16 protein-coding genes are annotated in these 23,667 nt (G+C 43.2%); 4 read left to right on the top strand and 12 right to left on the bottom strand.

What is annotated here, in order from left to right; genetic code table 11:
- Together FO447_RS00595 and FO447_RS00590 are read right to left on the bottom strand one after the other, a co-directional pair.
- Window positions 1–912, bottom strand: coding sequence for a fimbrillin family protein (locus tag FO447_RS00595; RefSeq protein WP_200757216.1), 912 nt, complete (start codon window positions 910–912; stop codon window positions 1–3).
- Between the two features lie 86 nt (window positions 913–998).
- Complete coding sequence (locus tag FO447_RS00590) at window positions 999–1,280, bottom strand: BF2992 family fimbrillin-A clan protein (RefSeq protein WP_262893220.1); 282 nt, start codon at window positions 1,278–1,280, stop codon at window positions 999–1,001.
- Window positions 1,281–1,384: 104 nt separating this feature from the next.
- Between FO447_RS00590 and FO447_RS00585 the strand changes: the two genes are divergently transcribed.
- The gene (locus FO447_RS00585; RefSeq protein WP_118082171.1) at window positions 1,385–3,082 is read left to right on the top strand and encodes an ISL3 family transposase; all 1,698 of its coding nucleotides are present in this window, start codon (window positions 1,385–1,387) and stop codon (window positions 3,080–3,082) included.
- Between the two features lie 2 nt (window positions 3,083–3,084).
- Here the strand turns inward: FO447_RS00585 and FO447_RS00580 are convergent, their stop codons facing one another.
- The 5 genes from FO447_RS00580 to FO447_RS00560 all read right to left on the bottom strand — a co-directional run bounded on the left by FO447_RS00580 (window position 3,085) and on the right by FO447_RS00560 (window position 7,754).
- Entirely contained in the window at window positions 3,085–3,798 is a 714-nt protein-coding gene (locus tag FO447_RS00580; protein WP_200757212.1) for a fimbrillin family protein, read from the bottom strand.
- Between the two features lie 22 nt (window positions 3,799–3,820).
- The gene (locus tag FO447_RS00575; RefSeq protein ID WP_200757210.1) at window positions 3,821–4,714 is read right to left on the bottom strand and encodes a fimbrillin family protein; all 894 of its coding nucleotides are present in this window, start codon (window positions 4,712–4,714) and stop codon (window positions 3,821–3,823) included.
- Window positions 4,715–4,742: 28 nt separating this feature from the next.
- The gene (locus FO447_RS00570) at window positions 4,743–5,636 is read right to left on the bottom strand and encodes a FimB/Mfa2 family fimbrial subunit (RefSeq protein WP_200757209.1); all 894 of its coding nucleotides are present in this window, start codon (window positions 5,634–5,636) and stop codon (window positions 4,743–4,745) included.
- Window positions 5,637–5,656: 20 nt separating this feature from the next.
- A complete protein-coding gene (locus FO447_RS00565) occupies window positions 5,657–6,427 on the bottom strand; it encodes an outer membrane beta-barrel protein (protein WP_200757208.1) in 771 nt (256 codons plus the stop codon).
- Between the two features lie 748 nt (window positions 6,428–7,175).
- Window positions 7,176–7,754 carry a DUF4738 domain-containing protein gene (locus FO447_RS00560; RefSeq protein WP_118416362.1) on the bottom strand — a complete coding sequence of 193 codons (579 nt, stop codon included), beginning with the start codon at window positions 7,752–7,754 and terminating at the stop codon, window positions 7,176–7,178.
- A 371-nt stretch (window positions 7,755–8,125) separates the two neighbouring features.
- Here FO447_RS00560 and FO447_RS00555 point away from each other — a divergent pair, with 371 nt between their 5' ends.
- The 3 genes from FO447_RS00555 (at window position 8,126) to FO447_RS00545 (ending at window position 10,842) form a co-directional block, all read left to right on the top strand.
- On the top strand, window positions 8,126–8,797 hold the full coding sequence (locus FO447_RS00555) for a DUF4230 domain-containing protein (RefSeq protein WP_153092644.1): 672 nt from the start codon (window positions 8,126–8,128) through the stop codon (window positions 8,795–8,797).
- A 17-nt stretch (window positions 8,798–8,814) separates the two neighbouring features.
- On the top strand, window positions 8,815–9,387 hold the full coding sequence (locus FO447_RS00550) for a DUF4230 domain-containing protein (RefSeq protein WP_117587276.1): 573 nt from the start codon (window positions 8,815–8,817) through the stop codon (window positions 9,385–9,387).
- A gap of 78 nt (window positions 9,388–9,465) precedes the next feature.
- A complete protein-coding gene (locus FO447_RS00545; RefSeq protein WP_117728298.1) occupies window positions 9,466–10,842 on the top strand; it encodes an alanine/glycine:cation symporter family protein in 1,377 nt (458 codons plus the stop codon).
- Between the two features lie 379 nt (window positions 10,843–11,221).
- Here the strand turns inward: FO447_RS00545 and FO447_RS00540 are convergent, their stop codons facing one another.
- From FO447_RS00540 to FO447_RS00520, 5 genes are all read right to left on the bottom strand, one after another.
- Window positions 11,222–12,511 carry an IS1380-like element IS612 family transposase gene (locus tag FO447_RS00540; protein ID WP_005814044.1) on the bottom strand — a complete coding sequence of 430 codons (1,290 nt, stop codon included), beginning with the start codon at window positions 12,509–12,511 and terminating at the stop codon, window positions 11,222–11,224.
- Window positions 12,512–12,691: 180 nt separating this feature from the next.
- The gene (locus tag FO447_RS00535; protein WP_022120562.1) at window positions 12,692–13,267 is read right to left on the bottom strand and encodes a GNAT family N-acetyltransferase; all 576 of its coding nucleotides are present in this window, start codon (window positions 13,265–13,267) and stop codon (window positions 12,692–12,694) included.
- Between the two features lie 658 nt (window positions 13,268–13,925).
- A complete protein-coding gene (locus FO447_RS00530) occupies window positions 13,926–16,427 on the bottom strand; it encodes a glycoside hydrolase family 2 TIM barrel-domain containing protein (protein ID WP_200757207.1) in 2,502 nt (833 codons plus the stop codon).
- Between the two features lies 1 nt (window position 16,428).
- Window positions 16,429–19,383 (bottom strand): TIM-barrel domain-containing protein, encoded by a 2,955-nt coding sequence (locus tag FO447_RS00525; RefSeq protein ID WP_200757206.1) that lies wholly within the window; start codon window positions 19,381–19,383, stop codon window positions 16,429–16,431.
- Between the two features lie 114 nt (window positions 19,384–19,497).
- Complete coding sequence (locus FO447_RS00520) at window positions 19,498–23,634, bottom strand: hybrid sensor histidine kinase/response regulator transcription factor (protein WP_200757205.1); 4,137 nt, start codon at window positions 23,632–23,634, stop codon at window positions 19,498–19,500.
- Window positions 23,635–23,667 lie beyond the last annotated feature (33 nt).

Below are 23,667 nucleotides of genomic sequence, written 5' to 3'. Positions count from 1 at the left end.
TTATTTGAGTTCTTCTTCATTTGTCCAACCAGTCATATTATCTATGCTGATTCTGGTCAGTTCCACTTTGTCTTTTCCTACATCGAGTTTGTAGGTGTAGCGCTCGCCCTCTTGAAAGTCCGTTTGTGATTTTAGCTTTGACACAAAGTTTTTCTCACCTATTGAGAATTTTAAGAATTCCTTGTCTGTTCCCACCGTTCCAGGCACTATGATGGCAGAGAAAGTTTTCACTTCACCATCTTCTGTCTTACAGGCATCCACCAACTTAGCCTCTTGATAATTGGAAGTGTCCATTTTCCATCCATTTTTATCGTCTGGCAATTTAAAATACGCTCCACTGCAAGGTGAGCAAATTTTTGGGCTACTTATGTCCAAATTAGGATATTCTGCAGTACCAACATGATACATGATTGTAACCAAAGACATACGATGCTTCATTGGAATCGTTACATAACCATAAGGAGAACCGTACCAATGACCATTTATTAAATCGGCAGACTTCAAATCTTTTGGTGAGCTTTGATTTGTTGGCAATTCATATACCAAATGAAATGGATCATAATCATCCGATGATGGATATACAGCTAATATAAAATGTTTGTCGACTTCATCTAACCAACGAAAACTTCCACTGCGAGACCATTCGTTTGTTGCACTATTAAAAGAAAGAACAGCCGTACTACCAGCAACGAAATCAGTAAATGTCCCTACTTTCAGTTTATCTTTATCCTCCCAATTGTCACCATGTCCTAAAGTATTGACACGAGTCTGCATACCTCCAACAGAGAAAGTGGCATTGATTTCCTGCCCTTTCAGCGTTGGAGCCATATCTTCATTTTGCGTACATGCTGTAAAGCCCATAGCCATAAGGCCCATTACCGCATAGGAAATTCTTTGTTTTATCGTCTTCATAATCTTCAGTTTTTTATTGTTAGTGAGTTAGTGAGCGGCCAAGCTCACTAACCCTGTATTCCCTATTTTCAGTACCTTATTTATCATTACAAAGCTATATCTGCGTCTAAATCACTTGAATCACCATTTTCCCAAGGAACTATATTAGCTTTTTCTATAGTAATCCCCGTATTTTTAACAGTTATGTTGTATGTATATTTTTTGCCACCTTCAAATTGTCCATTGGTGGATGGTGTTATAGGGGTTGTGTATTTTACTTCGCTATCATTCAACAACAAGTAAATCTCTATATCCATTTTATTGCTTTCAAGGCTTTGCGGCAACATGATATAAGCAAAACTTTCGGCTCTTCGCAAATTTTGGTGCACATAATGCCCAACTGCAGAATTCTTTAAGAAAGTTTTACATAAAATGTTAGCGATTGTCCGACAAAAAATGTAAGTTTATTAGTGTTCAAAAAATAAGACTTACAATGGAGACAATCGCTAACATTTGCAAAGGTACAGAAAATTTAGGAAACAACCAAACGGATTTAAAATTAAATGCTTTTGAAGTGGGAGAAAACCTCGTTGCTTTCCTCATCCCCCACTTTGCTAATTTCGTTATAATCAACTATACCATCACAGAGGATGAAGTGGCACTGACGCTAAAAAGCAAGTCTACTTGCGCTTGCTGTGATCGTTGCCATATCGAGACACATCATACCCGTGGCTGGCAAAAAAGGAAAGTAACCATGCCTCCGCTCGGTGGAAAACGTTTTACACTGATTTTGTATATGCGTAAATTTCACTGTAAGGCCGATGGTCATTTCTTTACAGAGCAACAGCCCGATTGGCTCAACAAGTATGCTAGATTTTCCATTGACTGTACAAGACTAATGAACCAAGTGCACTTACAGATGTCATCAGTCTCAGCTTCCAGAATATTGTCGGATATGGGAATACATTGCTGCCCCAACACATGTATCAATCATCTCAAGAATATAAAACTAGCTTCAGATAGGACGGCAACCAACATTGGTATAGACGATTTTGCTAAAAGGAAAGGCTATTCGTATGGTAGTGCCATCGTCAATCATGACACTGGTCAAGTGTTGGAATTGATTGATTCTAGAGACTCCGAAAAGGTCGCTGAAGTCCTGAGCCTCTATCATCATGTGTCCACCATCACTCGCGATAGGGGCAAGTGTTACATCAAGGCTATAAAGAAGGCTCTTCCTGCAGCAACTGTTGTCGCAGACAAATTCCATATTATGGAAAATTTGACGAAAGCACTTTTCCCACAAGTCCAAAGCCGCTTCTTGCATGAAAGAAAACGTTTGTTGGACAAAAGTGAAATTGGTCCCAAACCTCCAGTCTTAGATCAATCCTGGGTGCTACAAGGTATTTATGCATCTTTGGACTCAATGAGTAAAGACGTGGAAAAAGCTAAAACATTGGCTAAGCGGAAGTTGTGTCTTCAAATGCATGTAAATCAAGAGCTCTCTATAAAGGATATCCATGACAAAACAGGCTATAGCAGTTGCGAGATTAAGAAACTGCTAGATGCAACTTATGAGAGTTTTCTCAACCCTAGCCAACTATGGGTATATAAAAATGTGAAGTACATATCAGATAGAATCTTAGAGAAAAAGACTTTGGAATACTCAGGTGTGGTCAAGGGCGTTCATGGTTCGGGGAAAAAGTATGCAATGAAAATGTTGCTGTCCATTCTGAGGGAGAAATGGAAAAATGAATATGGGGAGTACAAAGAAAGAATGAGGAAATTTCTATCAAAAGAAAGCATACGAATGGAAGAGCATGATCTTTGGAACGCAATTGTACACTTTAATTCAAGACCAAAGACGGAATCTGTCAAGATTTTCATGCAACAAAAAAACATGTATGATTTGAAATACTTTGTCTCCACATTTCAAGGGATATTGAGTGGAGAGAACAAAATGGGACTATACAAATGGATAAATATGGCCATTGGATGTGGGGTGGATGGAATAGAAAAGTTTGCCATGGGTTTGCTTGACGACTACCAGGCCATCAAGAATTCCATTACCAGCAAATGGAACAATGGAATTCTTGAAGGAACGGTATGCAAGATAAAAACAGTAAAACGAATTATGGCAGGACGAGCCTCCATCACCTTGTTGGAGAAAAAGGTTGCGCTTAAGCTTTAGCACTATGTGCACCAAAATTTGCGAAGAGCCAAACTTTCTTCGCTTTCAAAAGGTACATCATTAAAAACACGAGTAAGAGTAGCTCTGTCACCAGCAGTTTCAACCGAACCTGTTCTTGTGTCAAATTTACCGCTTGTAAATATTCCTTTCATATTCAAGCTATTGAATTTATAATTGTTATATTTGACACCCTGCCCTGGCTTAATTTTGAATTCAACCAAACTCATACAATGCTTAAAGCGATGTTCTGCATCTGTAAAATTCACAGTTGGAGATGCTTTACTTGCAGTAGCCCCTGAGGCAAAAAGTACATCAGCCTTACAAGGTTGGTTTGCTTCTACCTCAGCTATATTCCAATTCATTTTACCATCAGTTAAGAATTTGTTATAAGGATAGTATGCACTAAATGTTGTCTCTTTGTTGTCCTTGAAATAGATGATGTTGTTATTGTCAGCAGCTTCAAAAGTACCATCCCCATTTGTTGTTACATACTTTTTATTGTCTCCTGTTGTATAGCCAGATGATGTGGCATATACGCCAATGGCATCATTCTTAGACCATGTATCGTCAGTGGTGGCACGTGTGATGTTTTTAACAATATCCGCCTGTACTGTAGCAGCAACAGGACCACTGTTGCCGATACCGTCTTCTTCGTTAGCGCAAGCTGCAAACAGCAATGCTGCGGCAGCGATGTATAAAATTTTAAACTTCTTCATAAACGTTATATTTTAAGTGTTGTTATTGTGCTATATGTTCATTATTGTCTCCAGCCTCTGTCCAAGGCTTAATGGTTCCAGAAATATCAACGGCAGAACGACTCAATTTTACTACTGTATAGTGGTATCTTTTTCCACCCTCAAGTTTTACAGGCATTGTCCATACGAAAGGAGCGTCGTAACCATTCTTGAGGTCAAACTCTATCACTCGGCTTGCTTCTTCTGTAGGGAGCAGGATTGCCTCATACAGCTTGCCAACTTCGGTAGTTTTCATCGTGATGTCCGCAGGAGTTTCTTCACCAGAGATAGTTCCATCCACAAGATTGAAAGTGGCTTTGGTATTCTGACCTTTCACTGTCACAGTCATTTTCTTAAGGTCTTCTTGCGTGAGACCGTTACCTGGTTGAACATCCAAAATAAGATTGCTTAACTTATGGAAGAACTTCAAGTCAACCTGTGGCGTAGCTTTGTTGCAGCCTTCTGTCTTGGCATACATGAAGTCGATAGCTTCCTGTTTCGTTTGGTCTGTTACATCAAGTGCTACCTTGTAGTCATTGACAGTGGTCTGTGGATAGTAAGAATAGAAGTCCACATCTCCATCTATCGGGAAGAAAACAGTCTTACCACCAGAAACAGGTGAAAAGGCTATACTTCCATTTGACTGATAGCAAACATTGTCAACACCCTCTTGGATAGCATCCGCAGAGAGTGTCTTGCCAGCTTCTGTCATGAAGATACCAATCTTGTCACCATCAGCCCAAGCTACACCAGCAGCACGGGTGTTTACGCTGATACCACCAGTAAACTGCACGGCTACCTTATCGTTCTGGGTAGAAGGTGCGGTGTCTTCTGTACTGCATGAAACCATTGCACCTGCCAAGAGTGCAAGGGCGAAAAACTTCGTCATCTTTTTCATTTTATCAATATTTTAAATGTTATTATTATTATTTGATTTCTACTTCATTGTTGAGGTTCGTCCAACCGTTGATGGTAGCTTCCAGATACATCTTTGGCTGCATTTGGTTGTAGTTGAGCCGCAACTCATACTTTCCTCCAACCTTCATCGCAGGGGCGGTGATGTCATACTCCTGCAAGGTCCCGTTAGGCAGCAAGAGGCGGAGATAAACATGAGAGGCGGGGCTTCCCTGTATGGTCGGCATCAGCCGGATGACTTCTGATTGCAAAGTTGACTCAGTAGCCAAGATAGTAGGCATTTCCACTTCCGTTGGCTTTATGCTCGGCAATCCATATTCTCCATCACTATTCTTCTGTGTAGGGAACAGACACCAGGCTGCATCTAATGCCTTGCCACTCATCTCTGTACCTTTAGGTACATTCTCTATGATGATGGTCAGTTCGGCAAGCACGCTTTTAACAGGATTCTGTACCACATAGTTGCCTTCCTTGTTGTCAATCCTCACGTCGGTCACTCCGAAATAAGCATTATGGTTCACATCCTTAGGATTGGTCAAGCCTATCTGGATATTGTTCCAATTAGTCAAAGCCCTGGTCTGGTCAGTGGTGAAGAATGGCTCTATGAGATTGGTAATAGCCAATATCTGATAATGCCCTTCAGGAAGAGCGAAGCGTTGGCTTGCCACCTCCTGCGCACTGCCATAATGTTTTTCCTCTACAAGCGAACCGTCATCGGCATTGAATATCCAGAGCTTCACATCCTTCACTTCCGTGCCTTGGTCGGCTTCATCTGCCCAAGTGAGTGATACAGACAAGCCACCCTCATCTTCACCATCATGAACATCATGGTCGCAGCTTGCCAACAGGCATGGGACGCATAACAGCACCCATAACCAAATATTAAATCTTCTTTTTGCTTTCATTCTCTATCTTGTTTTAGGAGTTACGGATGAGGATTGGTAAAAGGCAAGTTGATTCCTAATCTTATGCCACTTTCCCACAAGAAGTTGTTCTTATGCAGATATTCCGGCATTCCATCCATACGTTCGCCAGTAAGACGAGTCAAACCGGAATAGATACCAAGTTTTAAGCAAGAGGTCAGCTGGTAGCCAACCTGCAAGTCTGCACCATAACCCAAATGCCAGTTGGTAGAACCTTTTATCACTTTGGCATCATCGGATATAGTCTGAATATCAGCCTTGGTCGTTACTGCATATATATGAGGTGAAACAGCCAAATCCCATCGGCTGTTAGCTGTTTGAGGGAACAGTCCAAGGAGATTGATATTCACTCTTGCCCCATATTGTCCCATTCTGACATGGCTTTTCAGATTGGCATATTCCCAACTGTCCATGCCTAAGACACCTGCCTTGTAAAGCATGCCGTCGCTACCCAACCAATAGTTACGTTCTACGCAGCAGTCTTGTGCAGACAAGTTCATTTCTCCATATTTAGCAGATAACTCAGCCGAGAAGATGGAGTTAAAACGATAGCCCCCATATAAGCCAGCAGCCCAACCGAGACGAGTCTTGTCATGTCCGAAGCTTGAGAAGGTAGAGAAGCCGAAAGGCATTCCACCCTCTACTCCTATATACCAGCCTTGCTGCCCCGTCTTTCCATCTTCTCTTGCTTCTGCTTTCGCGAAAGAAAATGGAAGAATAAAAGCAAGCAATGCGACCAGCAATCGTTCTTTTCCAGTTAAGTAATTTCTCATATTGATCTTTTTTTTATAGAAAATATACTGTCTTTTTCCAAAGAGCAACATACTTTTTTCTTAGTTAAAACTTTCTTCATATCTATTATGTTTTAATTATAATTTACAATATTTTAAATCATTCATGATACAGATTGTAAAAATCCTGGTGCAAAGTTAAGGCTTTTATATGAAAGTGGGGGGGGTAATATTTGTTTTTTCAGGTATGAATTTTTGGTTTTTGGTGTCGCATTCGTGAGCAATGCGACACCTTGTTAGTGTTTTTTAACGTTTTCAGACTCTATTCAAGCCCAGAATCTGTGTAAATCTTTAGCCGGTGTCCGTTGGTTCAAGGCGTGTGTAGCCTACTATCGAAAGTTCTGTACAAAAGAAAAAAGAGGGTGTGTCATAAGCCACATCCCACACGCCCTGAAAGGGCAGAAGCTCCTAGCCCAGGGCATCGCCCTGGGTATAATAGCAATCAGCAAGACGCCCTGTAAGGGCAAAAGCTTTATGTATTATCTGTGAGTTTTTTAAAGCTTTTGCCCTTATAGGGCGACAGGTTTGCATCCGTAATAACCCAGGGCGATGCCCTGGGCTAGGAGCTTTTGGGCCTTCAGCCCGTACTTAAACCACATGCGAAAGTTCAGTCTATATTTGTCGGAATCTCCAAATGTTTTCTAAGAAATCTGCTTATCAAGCATGGAATTTAATCCAAAAAGTTCTAATTGCCATAAATTTCTCATTATGAATCAAAGGAAGAACCGCTTTATACCCCATCTTCTTCCTCTTCTTCCTCTTCAGCAGAAGCGTTGGTATCCAACTTCTCATCCTTTGATATAGAGATACTACCCATTCGGGAAATCTTAAGTACCAGAGGTACATATTCATCACTAGTAACATCAGGCGACCCTACACTTGCTGCGAAGTAAAGATAATCACCTTCTGCTTTCACATAAACAATACCGAGCAAAGCACCCATGTCCTGTGTATGTTTGTCAATATAGGATGTGAAATCTTTCTTTGTGAAAGTACGGCTAAAGAATTCTGTGCCATCGCTTCTCAATACCTTAACCGAAATTCTGTTATCATAATACTTGGTGTTTTCGTCCAACTGGAGAACCGGAAGTTCCTTGTCAGAACTACGCTTCACCACCACTTTATAATGGGAACCAACCCAGTCAGCCTCCCTGGTCTGCTCATAATCACTCATTTTCTGAGTAGCTTTATTCACAACCTTAGCCACCGGTTTAGGAGCAATAATGATATTACTCTTCTTCTTTTCTGTACAAGCCGTCAAGCTTGAAATAGCTAAAAGACCTATTAATATATAATCAATTCGTTTCATTCCGTTATTTTTTATTACTGCAAAAGTACATTTTTCTTTTGAAATAGCCAAAGAAAAGAACCGAAATCTACATTCTTACACAAAATCAGATGCAAAAAAGGCGTCTACTTTCACAAGCAGGCGCCCTACATACCTAAATACTAACTAATAAATTTCCTATTGAATCTTACACGATATAATAAAAGTTCAGTTTATGAATTCTAATCGTAACTTTGACGTAAAGAAAATGAAAAGGTTTAATCAAGATATAAAAAAAAGTGCTTTTTCTGCTTTTTTTTTCATTTCTTAGCAAAAGAACATCAAAAAAAACGATTTTGTTTTGTTTTTCGAACAATTTGCCGTACCTTTGCAGCATAATAAAGACATTAAGTATGAAAAATAGGTTAATATTTATCATTTCTGTATTTTTTGCCTTCATTTCATGTTCGCATCAGCAAACAGAAAAGAAGGAGCAAGTCATCGACACAATACCTGTGATGGTGATGCAGATACAGAAATGCAATCGCTTATATACAGCTGAAGCTCATGTTCATAAGATTATAACACATGATGACCAGCTCAATCTGAAGGGCTCACTGTTCAAGAAAGACTTTAATATTCATGTTCCCGGCTCCAACCGCAAGGTGGCCATTCCGATGGATGCGACATTAAAAGCTTATGTAGACTTTTCAGGATTCTCTGCCAAGAACGTTAACCGACAAGGTGACAAGATAGAAATCATCTTGCCAGACCCAAAAGTGATGCTCACCAGCAGTAAAATCAATCATGAAGGTGTAAGACAATTCGTTTCACTCACCAGAAAGAACTACAGTGATGCAGAACTGTCACAATTCGAACAACAAGGCAGGGAAAGTATTATTCGCGATATCCCGAACCTAGATATTCTTGAGCAGGCACGCCAAAGTGCAGCAAACACCCTGATTCCGATGCTACAGGACATGGGATTCGCAGAAGAGAATATCAAAATCAGTTTCAGGAAGAAATTCACTTTCAACGATCTGAAGACTCTTCTGGATAAGACAACTATCGAAAAGAATCACTAAGCGAGGAGAACAATGATATGAAAAGAATACAAATCATCGTACTATTAGCACTGATCCTTATTCTGGGTGGAGCCTTCTATTGGCTCACCAAAGACAACGAGGTCAGCGTGGTACAGGAAGATAAGACAACCCTCTCACCCACTCAGGTAGAAAGCATCGAGAATATCGGTCAATGGGAATTTCTATCTGTAAGTGATGAAGAACTGATAGATACTATACGCCGTGGCTTTTTTGGCGATGACCAACTGGTACGTATCTATTACGGAACGTTGCGCTTGGGTATCGATATGAAGGATGTAAAAAAAGGATGGCTACAAGCCAGCCAGGACAGCATCGTTTGCACTTTACCTCCTATCAAACTGCTGGACCATAACTTCATTGACGAAGCGAAGACCAAGAGTTTCTTTGAAGAAGGCAAATGGACAGGCAGCGACAGACAGGCTATGTATGAGCGTGCTTATCAAGCCATGAAGAAACGTTGCTTAAACCGCACCAATATCTATACTGCACAGGCGAATGCCAAAACTCAGTTTAGAGAGATGCTGAAAGCAATGGGATTCAAAAACGTAAAGATAGAATTTGAGAAATAACAAGGTTATAACACATAAGTAACTGCGTTATCAGGTATAAAAAATATAGATATAAGATAAACATAAAATTTTTAAGAGATGGATGCAATAAACGATTTTTTCACCGCATTTAGTTCATTCCTCTGGGGATGGCCTATGATTATCCTGCTGTTGGGAACCCACATCTTTCTGACCATCCGCTTGCGCTTTCCACAACGCAAGATTTTCAAGGCAATCAAACTGTCTGTAAAGAAAGACAAGAATGCCACAGGAGATGTTTCACAGTTCGGAGCACTGGCAACAGCACTGGCAGCTACAATTGGTACCGGTAACATCATCGGTGTGGCTACAGCTATCGCTCTTGGCGGACCAGGAGCCGTACTCTGGTGCTGGTTAACCGGTGTCTTTGGTATTTCTACCAAATATGCCGAAGGATTACTCGCCGTAAAATATCGCGTAAAGACCAAGCGAGGCACGATGTTGGGTGGTCCTATGTATGCCCTGGAAAAAGGATTGGGCTGGAAATGGCTTGCAGTTCTGTTCGCCCTCTTTGCCGCATTGGCATCATTCGGAATCGGTAGCACGGTACAGGCAAATGCCATCTCTACCCTGGTAGAAAACCAATACGGCATTTCTCCATACATTACTGGAACCATCGTTACGGCTTTAGGAGCAGCTGTGATTCTTGGAGGCGTGAACAGTATCGCCAAGGTTTGCGGCATGCTGGTACCTTTCATGGCACTCTTTTATGTATTAGGCTGCATCTACATTCTCTGTGTAAATCATGCTTATTTATTGCCTGCCATCCACGTAATCTTAGACTCTGCATTCACGACTAAGGCAGCAGGTGGCGGTTTTGCAGGAAGTACCATGATGATTGCAGCCCGCTATGGTATAGCCCGCGGATTGTTCTCTAACGAAAGTGGTCTGGGTTCTGCACCCATCGTTGCTGCAGCAGCCCAAACCCGTAACCCTGTGCGTCAGGCATTGGTTTCATCTACCGGTACCTTTTGGGATACTGTCATCATCTGTGCCCTTACAGGTCTTGTCATCACCTCAAGTATCATAGCATACCCAGACATCGACTATCATAACGGAGCAGCACTCACCAAGGCTGCCTTCAGTAAGATTCCATATATCGGAGCTCCGATATTGACCATCGGACTGGCAACATTTGCATTCAGTACGACATTGGGATGGAGTTATTATGGAGAACGGTGCGTAGAATATCTGAAAGGCAAAAAGTGGATGCTCTGTTTCCGCATAGTCTATATTGCTACTATCTTCCTGGGTAGTGTCATCAGCCTGGGACTGGTTTGGAACATTGCCGACTGCATGAATGCTTTAATGGCGATACCAAACCTTATCTCCTTGCTCTGCCTGAGTGGTATCATAGTGCATGAAACCAGAAAGTATCTGTGGAGAGACCAGTTAGATAAAGACATGGACGAAAAAGAAATAGAGGAATTAGAATAAAAGACACAGAAAGGAAATACCCTGAAAGGGAGTAAAAATACAAAAGCTCGGCATTGCATCACTGCAGACCGAGCTTTTATTATTAAATCAACAAAAACTAATAAAATATCTTTTCTAAAAACCAAAAAACCTATTCGTTATGAACTTATGGTGCAAAGATACTACCGTTTGCGGAATAAACAGCACATTTTCTGTTGATTTCTATACTTCCTAAAATCCGCAACTATCATCCAATACACGATTAAGGGTAGATTTATGAGTCGTTAGTAGCAGCTTTCAGTAAAAAGCAACAGCACAACATCAATATGTAGCCACCATCCCCTTACCCCACGATGCGACTTGAGGTAATACGCAGATTCAAACCGGAAAGAAAGGATTCTTATCCGAATTCTGTTTTGAAGGGTTTTGCATAAGCTCGGTTCTCTGTGTAGATATTCAGCACGTATTGCCTTGCAGTCATGATCCACTTGGCAGGTACGGAGATGAATCTGAAGACAAAAGCCTTTATGCGACTCGTTTTCTTGAGCCCAAAAGCCTTGGTGTCAAGCCTGCTCATGATGGTCTTGTAGAAATTGTGTATCAATGCAGTAAGCAGAAGAAAGACAGTATTCTCCGCCATGAATGACTTGGGGAGCCTGCTCCAACCGAATCCGTTGTTCATGTCGTCAAAGATACGTTCCTTGCCGCCACGCAGATTGTAGAATTCAACAATGTCCCTTGTCGATGACTTGTAATCGTTGGTCAGAATACAACGGTAAGTGTATTCGCCTTCCCACAGGTCAAGGTCGCCACTGTTGCGTCTTTGTCTCTGGATGACAAGACGATAGCACTTGCCTTCCCATTTCTCAACGAGAATGGAATTGAGTTCGAACTGGATGCCGTTAATCTCCTCCGTCTTCCATCCTCTCAGAGCAAAGATGTCATTGTAGAGCGAACTGCATCGGTTGGCACGGATGTAGAAATGTTTGCAATGCTTCTCTATCTCACTGACGATTTCCTTCGAGCAGGAACCGCAGTCTGCCCTGAAGCGATTTACACGGATGTTCTGGGATTCCAGAAGAGCGAAGAATCTCTTATGGGTGTCTGCCTGATGAAAACGCACATTCGTGTTACCATCGCTGTTCTCGATATAGACTATCTTGTCACCGATAACATATACGCCAGGCCTGTAGCCGAGGAACTTTTTGTAGGTCGGTTTTGCATCATACTTCTCCGTTTCAAGGAACTGATGGTCAAAGTCAACATCGTATTCCTCAATTTCCTTCAACTCGCCTGTAGAAACCAAAGCGTTTATAAGCAATGTGTTGAGTTTGTCTGCAGTATTGAAATCATAGGTCTTGCCTTGGTCGGAAGTATAGGAGATGTTTTCCTGTGTCAGTTCCTTGATGGCTCTGAGGATGGTATCAGAGCTGCATGTACGAAGGGTAGGATGATACGAGAGATGGCGCATCAGTTGTGACGTTACATCTTCCACGCATGAGCCGCCACAGAAATAAACGCTCATCAGCGAACGGACTATCTCGCTGAACTGATATCCGAAGATACTGCTGCATCTCTGACCCAGTGTTGAGTCGATAACGGGTGAAAGCATGGAGTCAAATTTCTCCATGATTGAAAAAATTCCTCCAAAAGGTGTGAGTTTCTCAGATTTAATTTGTATTTTTGCCATGTCATATTAGAGTTTTGCTTGTTTTCTTTTTGCAACACTAAGATAAGTGAAAATTCTGACATGGCAAAATCCTGGGCAACTTTTTGTTGCTCAGGAACTTATAAATAAAGTTAAATTATAGTGTTGCGGAATTAAGGTACTTTTTATTGGGCAAACGTTTGCACAGTTTGCCCTATCAGATTACAATTTATACTGAAGATGTTTCATTGCATGACCACCCCAAGTGGTATCATTGACATATTGGAAACCAACCTTCGTATAGAGACGCTCCGCTTTCGGATTGCCTTTATCACAAAGCAAACCTACAGCAGGAAGTCCTAATTCTCTTGCGCGAGAGATAGCAGCATCCAACAGTTTAGATGCAATACCTTTTCCACGGTATTGGTTAGAAACAGCCAAACTATCCAAATAGAACTCACCTTCCTCTGTTTCAAGCTCCATAGCCGAATAGTCTATTCCAAAAGCCACGATTGCAGCCTCAATAAAGCGCTTACGTAATCTTTTGACGTCAGCACCATCGTATGCAACCAAGATGCCAACAAGAATGCCATCAGTAGACATAGCAACTAATGTGTTCTTATAACTATACTGACTGTCCTCCATCTCTACAAGTTTAGTCATCATACGGTGAAAATCAACCAATGTATGCTGAGGACCAGCAAAATTTTGGCAACACTGCGCATTCATCGCCTCCATGATAAGCGATGCGATATGCGAAGCCTTGTCAGGCGTAGCCTGTTCTATTTGAATTTTCATTATACTATTTTTATTTTATTGCTTTATTATTGTTATTTCTTTCATGCTCCAGCATCGTGAGGAAATTCTACAAAGATTACTTTTTTCATGATTGCAGATTGGGTTTGATGCCTTATCGTTTACAAAGTTACGTATATTTTTTGATAAGAGCAAGTTTTTTATATTTTTTATTCGAAAAAGTTTTTTTATTCGAAAAAAAGATGTATCTTTGCCGCAGGTTTTGAAGCTAAATTTCTATTACTAGCATAATAGAGATACCCAAATCCCTTGGGTCCCAATGCTTCAAAACCTTTTTCGTTTTTAAGAGCGAAAAAAGAGGGTGTGTCATAAATCAGGATAATAGTTGGTGTATAACAGTTGACTACCGCATGCACAACAGGTGTTGTGCATGCGCATATCAGCTGTTATGCAAGCGCACAACAGCTGTTGTGCGACCGAAGATACTGACTGTCTCAACAACATATCCTATCTCTTTCAACAACTTATTCTATCTCTTTCAACAACATACCCTATCTCTTTCAGCAACATATCCTATCTCTTCCAGCAACATAACCCATATTTACCAACGACAAGAAGAGGGTGAATCATAAACTTATGACACATCCTCTTCTTCGCAATATAAATCTTTAATGTTTTGATTTTCAGAATATTACTATAATCACAGAGCTACAGAAGCATCCTTTAAGTCTACTGCCTGTGCCTTGAGCATTCCCTTACCTTTTATCACAACGACACATTTTCCGAAGAATGCCTTGCGATGTGAATCGGTAAAACGCTCCAAAGAAGTCTGACACCCATTATCTGTTCCCAGAATCTTTGGTGTATTCGGGATATTCTGACCATTTGCCTCCTTTTCTCCTGAAACAGAGAAGAAGATCTGGTTATCTGCGTTCGGACAGAGATTGCCATCTTTATCTACTACATTCACCTCGACAAAGGTGGTCGGATCAGAAGAGCCAAAAGCCTGACAGCCCTGATAGGTCTTCTTCAACACAAGATGATGAGGAGCTCCTGCTGTCTTTATGACCTGCTCTCTAAGAACTTTACCATTCTTTCTGGCTACAACCTTTACTTCTCCCGGTTCAAAGTTTACTCGCCACATCACATGATATTCAGTACTCTTTCTGAAAGCATCGCCTTCGTTCTTAGCACCATAGACAGTCTTCTTACGGATACCCTGACTCTTGCCATTGATAAAAAGTTCCACCTCATCAGCATGATTATAATAACACCACATGTCGATGGTCTGTCCCGGCAGCCAGTTCCAATGAGGGAAGAGATGCAGCACATCTTTCTGAGTCCACTCACTCTGATACATATAATAGCTGTCTTTTGGAAGACCCGCCAAATCGATAATGCCAAAATAACTGCTACGGGCAGGATAAGCATAAGGAGTAGGTTCACCGATATAATCGAAACCGGTCCAGATAAACTGTCCGCCCACAAAGTCGTTGTGCTTCACCACATCCCAGGTTTCTTCGTGGGTACTACTCCATGATGCGTGGAAATTATCATAAGCCGAACACATAAACGAAGGATCGGTATAAGGCAACCACCATTCCTTTGGCGCAGTATAAATGCTGTCGCTAGGCATCATATAGTAGCCACGAGTCTGCAAGGCAGAAACACTCTCCGACAGAATGAAAGGCTTGCCAGGGAAATTCTTTGGCACATCCTTCACCCACTGATGGTGATAATTGAAACCTATAACATCAATAGCCCCACTCTTGAAGAGATGATTCTTCGGGTCGGGCTCATTACAGCCAGCAGTAACAGGGCGATAGCCCCAAGGATCATACTCCTTCACGATTTTTGCCAGATGCTGGGTAAGAAGCGAATTGACACTCAGTTCATCACTATGTGCCAAAGTTGAAGCATCATGACCGGCATTCAGAACCAGGTTAGCCTGCTCCAGACTGAGCGTATCAGCAGCCGCATCCGACCATTGTTCGAGTACCTCATTACCGATACTCCACATAATGATACTTGGATGATTACGGTCGCGCTTGATGAGATCAGACAGATCTTTCTTATGCCATTCATCGAAGAAACGGGCATAATCGCCATTCGATTTCTTGCGGCGCCACATGTCGAAACTCTCGTCCATAACGAGGAAACCCATCGAATCGCACATGTTCAGGAGTTCTGGTGCCGGAGGATTATGACTGCTTCGGATAGCGTTCACGCCCATATCGCGAAGGATGGTAAGCTTACGGTGCATCGCATCCTCATTAACGGCAGCACCCAGGCAACCGAAATCATGATGCTCACAGACACCATTTATCTTGAGATTCTTGCCATTGAGGAAGAAACCCTTCCTTGCATCAAACTTCACATCACGGAAACCGGCAGTTGTCGTAGCAACATCCACTACCTTCCCATTTACTAACAGCTCACTCTTGACAGTATAGAGATATCCCTTTCCGATGTCCCAGAGATGCGGATTCTTCACCTTGAGTTTCTGTTCCCGAACACCCTGACTCTTGGCTACAATCTTTCCTGCAGCATCATAGATGGTGTTACGGACAGAGAGTTTCATCTTATTACCGGAAGCAGCGAAATCCACCTTAACCCTGACATCACCCTGTGGAGAAGTTGCTACATACTGTCCCCATTGGGGAATATAAGCAGATTTCATGGTTTTGGTGAGCCAGACATGGCGGTAAATACCGCAACCGGAATACCAGCGGCTGTTAGGCTGGTCGCTGTTGTCTACCTTCACTGCAATGACATTATCACCCTTCTTATTAATATAAGATGTAAGATCATACTCGAATGTACTGTATCCATAAGGACGGGTTCCGAGTTTATGACCATTGATATACACGGTAGAATTCATATATACTCCATCAAAGGTGATGGTAAAGCGGTCATACTTTTCCTTCGGATTCACCGAGAAATGCTTACGGTACCATCCTATGCCGCCCGGCAATGCACCACCACTGGCTCCCGAAGGATTCGAAGGAGAGAAATCGCCCTCTATCGCCCAATCGTGAGGAAGATTCAAACTTCGCCAATGCCGGTCTGAATAATCAGACTTTGACATTCCGGCACTATCTGCTAAAGTGAAAAGCCAGCCTTTATCAAAAGACTGGCGATCACGGGCGCTCAACGATTGAGCGCCCAATAGAAAGATTGCTAAAGCAAATATCTTCTTCATATTACTTCAGTTTTACAGTAACTGCCTTACCAGCATACTTCACCATCTTGCCCTTAGGCGCCTTGGCGAGGCTGATACCCTGCTGGTTTTTATCACAAACAAGTACGATATTGAAGCGACGCTTCTGTAACATACCATCAAAAGCACCCTTACGGGCAGCGATAGTAACGGTCTTCTGAGCATCATTATACTTGAAGTCTATCATAGCATACTTACCCTTCTCGTAGTTGTAGTTGGTTCCCTCATCCTCATAGAGTGTATAAGAACCGTCCTTGCCTGCATAGACATAGAGATCGATGAGCTCAGCCTTTTTCTGATCGCTCCACTCCATCTCTGGACCCACAGGAAGAATAGAACCCTCTGGAACAAAGACTGGAATCTTATCGAAAGGCGCATCGGCAACGATTGTCTGTCCACCGGCATAGTGCTTACCTGTATAGAAATCATACCAGCCCTTCTGCTTAGGAAGATAAACATTGCGGCTGTACTTCTGATACTCGCCTACAGGACAAGCCATGAGAGCAGGACCGAACATCCACTGGTCTTTGATGTCGTAAACATTGTCATCGCCGTTGAAGTCCATTACCAATCCACGCATCATCGTATAGTCCTTGAAGTGAACCATACCCGCCATACTGTAGAGGTAAGGCATCAGACGGTAACGGAGTTTATCGTAAGCCACGATGGTCTTATAAGCCGGATGATCTGCCGGAGCAATGTTCCAGACCTCACGGGTAGGCCACTGACCATGAGTACGATAAAGAGGTACGAAGCAACCGAACTGGTTCCAACGCGCCTGCAACTCGCGCCATTCCTTCAAGTCAGCATTCTCCTTACCAGTCTTATCAAATTCCTGCTGGGCAGCCACATAACGGTTTTCTACACAGAAACCGCCCTGGTCCATTCCCCAGAAAGGAAGACCTGCCATAGAATAGTTCAAACCTGCTGTCATCTGGGCGCGCATATCTTCCCAACGGGTAGCAATGTCGCCAGACCAGGTAGCCGTACTGTAGCGCTGCTCACCTGCAAAGCCCGAACGGGTCAGGAGGAAGACACGCTGGTTAGGGTTCACGCTGCGCTGTCCGTTATAGATAGCATCAGCATTCACGATGCTGTAAGCATTGAAATATTCGGTTGATGTACCGAGGGCAGTAGGACCTGAAAGGGCCTTGCGGTACCACATCGGGGTACAGTCGCGAACGTTTGGTTCTGATGCATCCATCCACCATGCATCGATTCCGAACTTATACTTGGTATAAAGATTCTCGTCCATCTGGCGCCAGAACATCTTGCGGGCACCGTCAGAATAGGCATCATAGAATGAACCGCGGAAGCCGAGCCAGTCGTGAATATCATCCTTGATAGCCTGATGATACATCCAGCCCTTGCTATCGAGTTCCTTATAGTTCTTGACTGTATCGTAGAACTTAGGCCATACGGAAATCATGAATCTTCCGTTCATCGCATGTACGCTGTCGAGCATCGCCTGTGGGTTTGGATAGCGAGCAGCCTCAAACTCATGACTTCCCCATGAATCCAGCTTCCAATAGTTCCAGTCCTGAACGATATTGTCTACAGGAATATGCAGGTCGCGGAACTTCTTCAGGTTGTCCTCAATGTCCTTGCTGCTCTGATAGCGCTCACGGCTCTGCCAGAAACCGAGGGTCCACTTAGGATAAAGCGAAGCCTTGCCGGTAAGCGTACGGTAACCGGAAATCACCTCATCGAGATTCTGACCGGCGATGAAGTAGTAATCCATGTCAGGAGACATTTCGCTCCAGATGCTCAACTGGTTCTTCTCTGCCTCAGAACGAGGAGCTGCTACGCGAAGACCGCAGTAAGAAACATCACCATCTGGCTGCCACTCGATGCGGATAGGAGTCTTTACGCCCTTCTTGATAGGAGTTTCAAACTTATAAGAGTTCGGATTCCATGCTGTACGCCAGCGCTCAGGCACAACCAGTTTGCCATCGATATAAATCTTCATATAGCCGGCATAGTAGAGGATAAACTGATAGAAGCTGTTGGTTGGAGCCTCTACATAACCCTCGTACACCACCTTGGAACCATTCAGCGCAAAACCCTTTGGCAGGTTCTGAATGCCGCCATTATCTGTCTTGTTGCAAACCTCAGAAGTCTCAGGCATTGCATACTCAAAGTAAATGCTATCTTCGCCTCGGACAATCTTCTTACCGTTCTTGTCTACATAAGTACCTGTCAGCTGACCTTCCTTTCCATCCTTATCATAGAGTTTGAAGGCACGGTTGAGCTGGAGATAATCTTCCGGATTACCCCAACGGCAATAAGAATAAGAATCCCAGAGAATGCCGTAGTTTTTATTAGAGATGACGAAAGGCACACTCACCTTAGTATTATACTGGAAGAGGTCTTCGTTCTTGCCCTTCATGTTGAGTTCCTCACTCTGATGCTGACCGAGACCATAGAACGCCTCGTTATCAGGAGAGTTGAAGAGCGCACGCCATGACCATCCGTGCTTCTGTGCTTCAGGAACCTTGGCAATGTCTACACCGATTTCACGGTCAGGCACAGTGAACGGCTTGAAAGTCTTTCCGCCCTGTGCAACCTCGTTGAGAAGGACTTTGTCTTTCAGGTCATAGAAGGTAATCTGACCCGTAGCCTCATTCATGACAGCACGCATAGCTGCAGTGGTAATGATGAGATTGTCTCCCTGCTCTTCCACCTTATACTTTGCCTTGCTGTTTTGAGGCACAATAATCAGACTCTGTTTATTACGGAAACTCTGTTCGGCTGTAGCCTGAACACGGATAATCTTATCGCTCACCACCTGGAGGCGAATCTGACTAGGACCAAAATTCTGGTGTTGCTTCAACTGAACAGTGAGATAATTACCATTCTGGTTGAAACCGGCTGCCTGCATGCCTGTGGCACTCATCAGCAGCACTGCTGAAATCAATAATGTTTTAGTTAGTCTCATTTTATACGTTTAAAGGAAAGTTTAAAAATCTGCGGCAAAGATACGAGAAAATTCCCGTATCTTTGTGCGCAAATGTTATCTGTATGTGTATAAAATGTTAATCAGATGCGTAAACTACTCTGATTCTGACAGATTCTTACGATATTGAGACGGCGTAACGCCATACGCGTCTTGGAAGTATTTAGTGAAATAACGCGGATTATTGAATCCCACCTTATAGGCTATTTCACTGATGTTCAAGTCGCCCGAGCGCAGCAGATGCTCTGCAAATTTGATACGCTTGGTTCTGAGATACTCAGAAGGTGTAATACCCGTCAGCGAAATCATGCGTTTATATAATTGTACGCGTGAAATGCTAAGATGAGTACTGAGCGATTCTACCGATGTTTCAGGATTGCTCATATTGTCGCGGATATAAGCATTCACCTCATCAATAAATTTGCGGTCAGCCTCTGTTATTACATAATCTGTGCTCACATTCTTGCGTTTCTTCAAGAGGTTCAGAATACAGAGATTCAACATATCAATATCGAATGGTTTGGCAATATACTCGTCAGCACCACACTTCAGACTTTCCTTGCGTTGCTCATCTCCCATACGGGCTGAGAGCATGATGAAAGGTATGGCTGTTGTTTCGTCATTGTCCTTACACATCCGGCAGAGTTCGTTACCATCCATCACAGGCATCATCACATCGCTCAGGATGATGTCAGGACGACGGTCGATGATCTTGTTCCAGGCATCCTGACCATTGACAGCCTCAACAACCGTATAGTCTGTCAATACTTCGTTCATAAACTCACGGAAGTCCTCACTGTCGTCAACGAGGAGCACTACCGGCTTCTTGATCATCGATTCTCCAGGCTGATGCGCATGTTTACTCATTCCGTAGAGAACGTTCTTACCTGCATCCGGATCCTCATCAGTAGCCTGATGCACCGTGGTTATGATAGGTGCTGCTCGCAAGGAACCGAGATGTGCCGTAGAATTGGAGGTGGTACTGCTCTCTATCGGAAGGTCTACCATAAAGATGGTTCCTCCGCTTGGATTATCTGTAACATCTACCTTACCGCCATGCAGTTCGGCAAACTTCTTTACCAGGTTCAAACCTATTCCGCTACCGCCCTGCGGCTGCATTTCAGTGCCATTAACCTGATAGAAACGCTCGAATACATGTTCCTTCTCCTTATCGCTGATGCCCTTGCCAGTATCTGATACTGAGATGCGGAGCATATCCGAATCCTTATCTCCTACACGCTGGCGGAGTGCAACACTCAGAGAAACGGTGATAAATCCTCCATCTGGCGTAAACTTATAGGCATTGCTCAGGAGGTTGTTCACGATCTTTCCTACCTTATCAGCATCAAACGACATCTGCAGACTAGGCACCGTAGAATCGAAGGCAAGCGTTACTTTGCTGTTTGCCAAAGTACGGAACGAAGTACAGATATTGTCAACGAAGCTCACAATGTCGATATGCGACAGGGTAAGTTTTTCCTTGTTCTGGTCTATCTTGCGGAAGTCGAGAATCTGATTTACCAGATTGAGCAAACGGGTAGCATTGCGATGAATCATCTCCAGCTTTCTGCGTTTACTTTCATCTCTTTCTTCTCTGATCATACTAACCAGCGGCGAGATAATCAGGGTGAGCGGAGTACGGAGTTCATGACTCACATTGGTGAAGAAGTTGAGTTTGAGTTCGTTCAACTCCTTGGTCTTCTTGATACTGTCTTCCTTGCTCTGGAGTTCGAATTTAACACGCTGCTTTTCGAGCATGCGTTTACGATAGAGATAGAAAGCTACACCTATTAATATAATATATACGATGAACGCCCATATAGAGAGATAGAAAGGCGGGTGAATATGAATCTTCAGCGTGTTCACCTCATCGCTCACACTACCATCAGCATTCACCACCTTTGCCTCCAGAACATAGCTGCCTGAAGAGAGATTGGTAAAGGTAGCCTCCGGACGTCCCTCAGGTGTCAGCATCCATTTGTCATCAAGTCCCTTCATGCGATAGAGGAAACGGCAACGTGCCGGAATACTTACCTGGTCGGAAGCCAGCTGTATGGTAAACGCCTTATCCTTATAGCTGAGATCCAGTTCTGGGTTTGTATCAAGCGATTTAGCCAGAGGCACTCTTCCTTCAAACTCCTCACCTGCCTTCAGCGGATGATCGAAGAGTACTAAACCGCTAAACAAGACTTTTGCATGTTTCTGGGCAGGAAGGATCTTGGCAGGATTGATGATATTAATACCATCCTGACCGCCGATGGCGATGGCTCCATTTCTCATCAGACAGGCAGAACGCTGGTTAAACTGGCGGCTCTGCAAGCCATCGAGCGAAGTGAAACTAATCATCGTAATGTCCCATTTGCCCTGATTGTTCTTGGTCAGCGTAACACGGGTAACGATAAATTCAGAAACCAGCCAGATGTTATGCTGCTTATCTTCGAGCACCATACAACCTACCGTACCCTGCGTACCATTGAGGTCATTGATTGACTCCAACTGTCCTGAAGCCTCATCATACATGGTGACGCCCGCAGGCGAAGCCATCCACAAGATGCCTCGGCTATCCTTCATCATGTAATTCAGGGAAGGACTAGGGAAAGGCTGTCCGTCCTTGGTTGTATTCACATTGGTTACCTTTCGGGTTCCGAAATTAAAGATAGAATAGTTCTGCGAATGACCTATCAGAATTTCATCTTTATTCGGCAGGAAGAGCGAGTTGATAAAATCGCTGGATATGCCTGAGTTCTGAATATTGTAGGTTGTAAACTTACCACTTTCAGGATTATAAATCTGGAAGCCTGAGCCCAAGGTTCCGATAATCAGGCGATGATACGGATCTTCAGCAAGACACCAGACGCTGTTATTGGCAAGTCCGCCTGGAGCTGCCTGAAAACTCTTCCATCTGCCGTTTTTATATTGGGCAAGTCCACCATTGAAGGTTCCGAAATACATCGTACCATCACTCATGGTTACGCTGCTGACGATAATATCCGAAGCCAGACCGGTTTCAGCCTGTCCGAATCGCCAACTCTGTCCTGTAAGCGGACTGTAGCATACAATACCGCTATCATTGGTTCCGCACCAGAGATTACCATTCAGATCCTGCGTGATTGTACACACATCACCAAGCGGAATAGTTGTGAATTTCTGAGCGTCAGGCGAATAATAAGCCACGCCGTTCTTGTAACTACCTACCCAGATAGCTCCCTCATCATCCACATAAACCTTCTGCAGGGAATTGTCAACGATACTTCCCTTTGCTTCGGAATGAACATATTGACGGCAGATTTTGCGTTTGAAATCAACGAAGAAGAGACCGTTATGGTCGGAAGCCACCCAGAGATTGCCTGCCTTATCGCGGGCAATATCACGCATCAGAATACGGGTTGGGCAAGGAATAGCAATGCCCATGTTTGTAAGATAAGAACGGGCATCGGTCCATTTCCCGGTCTTAGACTGATACACATAATTGGCATTGCTTACTGAAACCCAGAAACCTCCTATACCATCATAGAAAGTATAGGCACCATTATCACCGGCTACTTTATGGGTGGCAAGGAAGGAATTGTACCAGAGAACCTTCTGTTTCTGTCCGTTGACACGGCAGATTGTACCATCAGCATAGGTAATGAGTGCATCGCCGTCAACCTCGGTTATTTTACTGATATTTCCCTCTTTCAGACAGCCCGGCTGAGCCTTTTTGGTAAATTTAAAAAGATAAGTATTCTTGATTTTGGCATTATGATAGTAGAGTCCCTGTCCGTAGACAGCTATCCACATGTTCTTATCCTTATCTATCAGGAGTTTATAAGGAGGTCCCTGCACGTGGATGTTTTTGAGCCATTCTTCCGATTTGCGGTCAAACTGCTCTTCATCATATTTATAGATGCTGTAACCCATAGAGGTATGCACCCAGATATTTCCATCATAGTCTTGCTGAAGTTCATCTACCGAATTGTTAGGCAGCGACTTATCATCAGTGTTGCTATAATAGAAAGTTTTCATACGGAAGCCATCAAAGCGGCACAGTCCCGACTGGGTACCGAACCAGATGTAGCCTCTGGTGTCCTTGAGGATAGCACCCACCTGACTGTTCGTAAGTCCATCATGATTGGTGAGGCTGCTGAATTCTACGTTTTCATAGGCAGCACATGCTCTACCCGGCTGCATGAGCAGCAAGAGCAGAAATAGCACGATGGCATGTTTCAAGTAGTTTTGTTTTTTAATCATCATAATCGTAGGTTTAATTTACAGTTCTATGAAAAT

It is taken from the genome of Segatella copri (assembly GCF_015074785.1).
Taxonomy (GTDB): Bacteria; Bacteroidota; Bacteroidia; order Bacteroidales; family Bacteroidaceae; genus Prevotella.
Note: the sequence above shows the minus strand (reverse complement) of the source record. Positions and strands in the feature narration are given on the sequence as shown.

What these genes read in the sequence shown, in the direction of transcription:
- FO447_RS00520 (WP_200757205.1), bottom strand. Translation starts at nt 23,634, where the DNA reads ATGATGATTAAAAAACAAAACTACTTGAAACATGCCATCGTGCTATTT.
- FO447_RS00580 (WP_200757212.1), bottom strand. Translation starts at nt 3,798, where the DNA reads ATGAAGAAGTTTAAAATTTTATACATCGCTGCCGCAGCATTGCTGTTT.
- FO447_RS00550 (WP_117587276.1), top strand. Translation starts at nt 8,815, where the DNA reads ATGAAAAGAATACAAATCATCGTACTATTAGCACTGATCCTTATTCTG.
- FO447_RS00525 (WP_200757206.1), bottom strand. Translation starts at nt 19,383, where the DNA reads ATGAGACTAACTAAAACATTATTGATTTCAGCAGTGCTGCTGATGAGT.
- FO447_RS00540 (WP_005814044.1), bottom strand. Translation starts at nt 12,511, where the DNA reads ATGGCAAAAATACAAATTAAATCTGAGAAACTCACACCTTTTGGAGGA.
- FO447_RS00530 (WP_200757207.1), bottom strand. Translation starts at nt 16,427, where the DNA reads ATGAAGAAGATATTTGCTTTAGCAATCTTTCTATTGGGCGCTCAATCG.
- FO447_RS00555 (WP_153092644.1), top strand. Translation starts at nt 8,126, where the DNA reads ATGAAAAATAGGTTAATATTTATCATTTCTGTATTTTTTGCCTTCATT.
- FO447_RS00560 (WP_118416362.1), bottom strand. Translation starts at nt 7,754, where the DNA reads ATGAAACGAATTGATTATATATTAATAGGTCTTTTAGCTATTTCAAGC.
- FO447_RS00545 (WP_117728298.1), top strand. Translation starts at nt 9,466, where the DNA reads ATGGATGCAATAAACGATTTTTTCACCGCATTTAGTTCATTCCTCTGG.
- FO447_RS00565 (WP_200757208.1), bottom strand. Translation starts at nt 6,427, where the DNA reads ATGAGAAATTACTTAACTGGAAAAGAACGATTGCTGGTCGCATTGCTT.
- FO447_RS00535 (WP_022120562.1), bottom strand. Translation starts at nt 13,267, where the DNA reads ATGAAAATTCAAATAGAACAGGCTACGCCTGACAAGGCTTCGCATATC.
- FO447_RS00595 (WP_200757216.1), bottom strand. Translation starts at nt 912, where the DNA reads ATGAAGACGATAAAACAAAGAATTTCCTATGCGGTAATGGGCCTTATG.
- FO447_RS00585 (WP_118082171.1), top strand. Translation starts at nt 1,385, where the DNA reads ATGGAGACAATCGCTAACATTTGCAAAGGTACAGAAAATTTAGGAAAC.
- FO447_RS00575 (WP_200757210.1), bottom strand. Translation starts at nt 4,714, where the DNA reads ATGAAAAAGATGACGAAGTTTTTCGCCCTTGCACTCTTGGCAGGTGCA.
- FO447_RS00570 (WP_200757209.1), bottom strand. Translation starts at nt 5,636, where the DNA reads ATGAAAGCAAAAAGAAGATTTAATATTTGGTTATGGGTGCTGTTATGC.